Origin of the sequence: uncultured Dechloromonas sp. (assembly GCF_945957265.1) — a bacterium.
GTDB lineage: Bacteria > Pseudomonadota > Gammaproteobacteria > Burkholderiales > Rhodocyclaceae > Azonexus.
Genome location: NZ_CAMFKO010000067.1, coordinates 1 through 4,162 on the forward strand (window position 1 = coordinate 1; position 4,162 = coordinate 4,162).

The 4,162-nt window shown below is 69.0% G+C and carries 4 protein-coding genes; 2 read left to right on the forward strand and 2 right to left on the reverse strand.

What is annotated here, in order from left to right; translation table 11 throughout:
- Both Q0P59_RS19600 and Q0P59_RS19605 read right to left on the reverse strand, forming a co-directional pair.
- The coding region (locus tag Q0P59_RS19600; RefSeq protein ID WP_295009558.1) for a PEP/pyruvate-binding domain-containing protein at positions 1-1,833 on the reverse strand (1,833 nt) is incomplete at its 3' end.
- Positions 1,830-2,462, reverse strand: coding sequence for a TetR/AcrR family transcriptional regulator (locus Q0P59_RS19605; protein WP_295009560.1), 633 nt, complete (start codon positions 2,460-2,462; stop codon positions 1,830-1,832). The genes Q0P59_RS19605 and Q0P59_RS19600, both read right to left, overlap by 4 nt.
- Before the next feature lie 174 nt (positions 2,463-2,636).
- Here Q0P59_RS19605 and glyQ point away from each other — a divergent pair, with 174 nt between their 5' ends.
- Both glyQ and Q0P59_RS19615 read left to right on the forward strand, forming a co-directional pair.
- A complete protein-coding gene (glyQ, locus tag Q0P59_RS19610) occupies positions 2,637-3,569 on the forward strand; it encodes a glycine--tRNA ligase subunit alpha (RefSeq protein ID WP_295009562.1) in 933 nt (310 codons plus the stop codon).
- Between the two features lies 1 nt (position 3,570).
- The coding region (locus Q0P59_RS19615; RefSeq protein WP_295009564.1) for a glycine--tRNA ligase subunit beta at positions 3,571-4,162 on the forward strand (592 nt) is incomplete at its 3' end.

The window sequence follows — 4,162 nt, forward strand, 5'->3', positions numbered from 1 at the left end:
GGCGCGCAGCAGGGGCCGGTACCAGAAAGGCAATTCGCGCCGGATACGCGCCCACGCCGCAGCGGCGGCCGCCTGCTGGCGGGCGCGCATCGCCGCCGCGTCGACCCCGGCCAGGGCCGGCAGCTGTTCGAGCAGGCGTTCGGGCTGCTCATGCCAGCGCGGGCTGCGCAGGTAGGTTTCGTAATGGCCGCGATGCCCGTAGCGATCGAGGAAGGCGGCGAAAGCCCGGGCAAACCCGGGGTCGTCGAGCGGCGGCCGGCCGGGCGCCACCGCTTCAGCCAGGCGGGCCAGTTCGAGCAGGGCGTACCCCTGCTGCGCCGTCACGCTCGGCTCGCCGCCGGCGAGCAGCGCCGAGCCGATGGCCGCGCTCTCGCCGGGAAAGGCGCGTTCCAGCGTATCGAGCAGCAGGCTCAAGCTGCTGCCGCCCGAGCCTTGCAGGAAGAACATGCCGACGAACTCGCGGGCCGGCCGGAGCAGGCGAAAGAGGAGCGCCGCGATGTCGGCGCTGTTTTCCGGCAACGAGGCGTCGCGCAGCTCGCGGGCAATGGCCAGCGCCCGCTCCACTTCGGCATCGCCGCGCCGCCCCATGGCCGGGGCCCGGCGCAGGTAGCGCAGGGTGTTGCCGAGGCGGGCCAGGCGTTCGCGCCAGGTCGGCGGCGCCGTCGCGATGACCGGCTGGTGGCCGCCCATCAGGGCGTTGATGCGCTCGGGCGGCAGGCCGATGGCGTCCCAGGCCTCCCACTGCATGACCGAGGCTTCGAGGTAGAGCCGGCCGTCGAACAGTCCGGCGCGCTGCACGCCGGGGAGCAGCGCGTAGCCGGCCAGCTTCCAGCCCTGTTCGAGCAGGTCGTTGCAGCCGCGGCGCGAGAAATTCCAGTCCATCGCCTGCATCGGCTCGGGCATCACCTCGCAGGTATTGCCGCGCGTCCAGAGTGCCGGCTGGCCAGCCAGGGCCGGATAGGTGTAGTGCGGCCGGCGGGTCACCGGGCGTGCCTGGGTCAGCCAGAATTGGCCGCCGTCCCACACCCATTCGAAATCGTAGAAGGGTTCGACGAAATCGAAGGCCAGCGCCGCATCGCGCAGCAAGGCCGCCAGCGATTCGGCCTGCGCCTCGTCGAGCACCCGGGCCGCCGCCCGTTCCGCCGGCACCGGCTGGCGTTGCGTGCCGCCGCCCGGCGCGGCAAGCGACATGCTCGCCTTGCTGCCCGGCCGGCATGCGACCAGGCGCCAGACGTCGGTCGCATCTTCCGCCAACACATATTCGTCGCCCGCCGCTTCGCCGCCGACCAGCGCCTCGCCCAGCCCCCAGTGGGCATGGACGACGATGCGGTCGTCGCGCCCGCTGAGCGGATCGCAGGTGAAGGCGATGCCCGAGGCCTCGGCAGCGAGCAGCGGCATGACCACCACCGCCATCGCCGGCTCGCCGGCTATGCCCAGGCGCTGCCGGTAAGCCGCCGCCGTCGGCGTGTCGAGCGACGCCCACACCTCGGCGACCGCCCCGGCCAGCGCCTCCACGCCGCTCACGTTCAGGCAGGAGCGGTAGATGCCGGCGAAGGAGGCCGCGGCGGCATCCTCGCCGACTGCCGACGAACGCACGGCGAGCGGCGTCCGCAGCCAGCCGCGGACCGCCAGCTCGGCCGCCAGCAGGCGCTGCAGATCCGCCGGCACGCCGGCGCCGCGCTGGCCGCTCCACGCCGCGGGCAGCACGAAGAAATCGGGTACCGGCAGGCCGTAGCGCCGCAGTTGCCCGAGCTGCCGGCCCTTGCCGCCGACCACCCCGGGCGAGGCGGCTTCCGCTTCGGCAGCCGAAACCATCGAGTATGCGTCGCTCATCGCCTCACCCCCAGGCCGTCGCAGACCAGATCCAGCATGCCGGCGAACTCGGCGGCCAGCGACAGCCGTTCGTCGCCCAGGCAGCGCAGCATGGTGGCCAGGTGGGCGAACTGGAAGTGCATGGCCAGCAAGTCCGTCGGCAGGTCGGCCCGGAACTCGCCCGTCGCCTGGCCCTGGGCGATCAGCGCGGCGAAGATCCGGTCCATGCCGCTGCGTTCGCGTCCCTCCGTCGTCAGGCGATGATCGCCCAGGCGATAACGCACGTAGGGCAGCAGGAAGGTCCGCCGGCTCTCGCACCACGCCGCCTGCAACTCGAGAAAGCGCGCCAGCCGCTCCCGTCCCGGCGCCACCCGCGCCAGTTCAGGCTGGATGGCCGGCCAGGCCTCACCCAGCTCGCGGTGGAAAACATGGCGCAGCAAGGCTTCCTTGACCGGGAAATGCCGGTACAGCGTGACCTTGGAAACATCGGCCGCCGCCGCAATGCGCTCCATGGTCACTGACTCGAAGCCCTCGGCCTCGAACAAGCTCCACGCCGTATCGGCCAGATGATCGAGTTGCTGCAAGCGCTTGCGTTCGCGACGACCGGCTTCGGCCGGAAGATCGACGTTGGTGTTTACCGATTCGGGCATGCTGACGACTCCTTTCCTGGACATCGGGCGCGGCGATGCTCGCATCGCCATAATTTCATAACGACGTTAATTATTGAACGTCGTTCACTATTTTGCAAGCATGGGCGAAGCCCTGAACAGAGCCGGGAAAAGCAAGTAAAATCGAGCGTTTCGAATCAAGATCGAGTGCGTCCGATGACGACCAGCAAGAAACCGAGCTTTCAAGAAATCATCCTGCGTCTGCAGCAATACTGGAGCGACAAGGGCTGCGCCCTGCTCCAGCCGTACGACATGGAAGTCGGCGCCGGCACCAGCCACACCGCCACCTTCCTGCGCGCCATCGGCCCCGAGCCGTGGAAAGCCGCCTACGTGCAGCCGTCGCGCCGCCCCAAGGACGGCCGCTACGGCGAGAACCCGAACCGCATGCAGCACTACTACCAGTTCCAGGTGGTCCTGAAGCCGGCGCCGGACAACATCCTCGAGCTTTACCTCGGTTCGCTCGAAGCCCTCGGTTTCGACCTCAAGAAAAACGACGTGCGTTTCGTCGAGGACGACTGGGAAAACCCGACGCTGGGCGCCTGGGGCCTGGGCTGGGAAGTGTGGATGAACGGCATGGAAGTGACCCAGTTCACCTACTTCCAGCAGGTCGGCGGCATCGACTGCAAGCCGATCACCGGCGAAATCACCTACGGCATCGAGCGCCTGGCCATGTACCTGCAGGGCGTCGAGAACGTCTATGACCTCGTCTGGACCGAGGGCCTGACCTACGGCGACGTCTATCACCAGAACGAAGTCGAGCAGTCGACCTACAACTTCGAGCATTCCGACGTGGACTTCCTGTTCCACGCCTTCGGCGCGCACGAAAAGCAGGCGCAGCACCTGATGGGCGCCCAACTGGCGCTGCCCGCCTACGAACAGGTGCTCAAGGCCGCCCACACTTTCAACCTGCTCGACGCCCGCGGTGCCATCTCGGTGACCGAGCGCGCCGCCTACATCGGCCGCATCCGCAACCTGGCCCGCGCCGTGGCGCAAGCCTATCTCGACAGCCGCGCCCGCCTCGGCTTCCCGATGGCCCCCAAGGAATGGGCTGCCGAAGTCCTCGCCCAGATCGAAAAGAAAGTTGCCTGATATGTCGTCCAAGAATCTGCTCGTAGAACTGTTCGTCGAGGAACTGCCGCCCAAGGCGCTGAAGAAGCTGGGCGAAGCCTTTGCCGCCGCGCTGGCCAACTCCTTGAAGAACGCTGGCCTGGCGCCGGCCGACACCGTCGTCACCGCCTACGCCTCGCCGCGCCGCCTGGCCGCCCATGTCACCAGCGTCGCCGCCGTCGCCGCCGACAAGCCGGTGGTCCAGAAGCTGATGCCGGCCGCCGTCGGCCTCGATGCCGCGGGCAACGCCACCCCGGCCCTGCTCAAGAAGCTGACCGCCCTGGGCGCCGACGCTTCCGCCGTCGCCGCCCTGCGCCGCGAGAACGACGGCAAGGCCGACATCCTGTTCTACGACAGCATGGCCAAGGGCGCCACGCTGGCCGAAGGCCTGCAGAAGGCCGTCGAGGCCGCCCTCGCCGCGCTGCCCATCCCCAAGGTCATGACCTACCAGCTGACCGACGGCTGGAGTAGCGTCAATTTCGTCCGCCCGGCGCATGCGCTGGTCGCCCTGCACGGCACCGACGTGGTGCCGGTCTCGGTGCTCGGCCTGGATTCCGGCCGCGCCACCAAGGGCC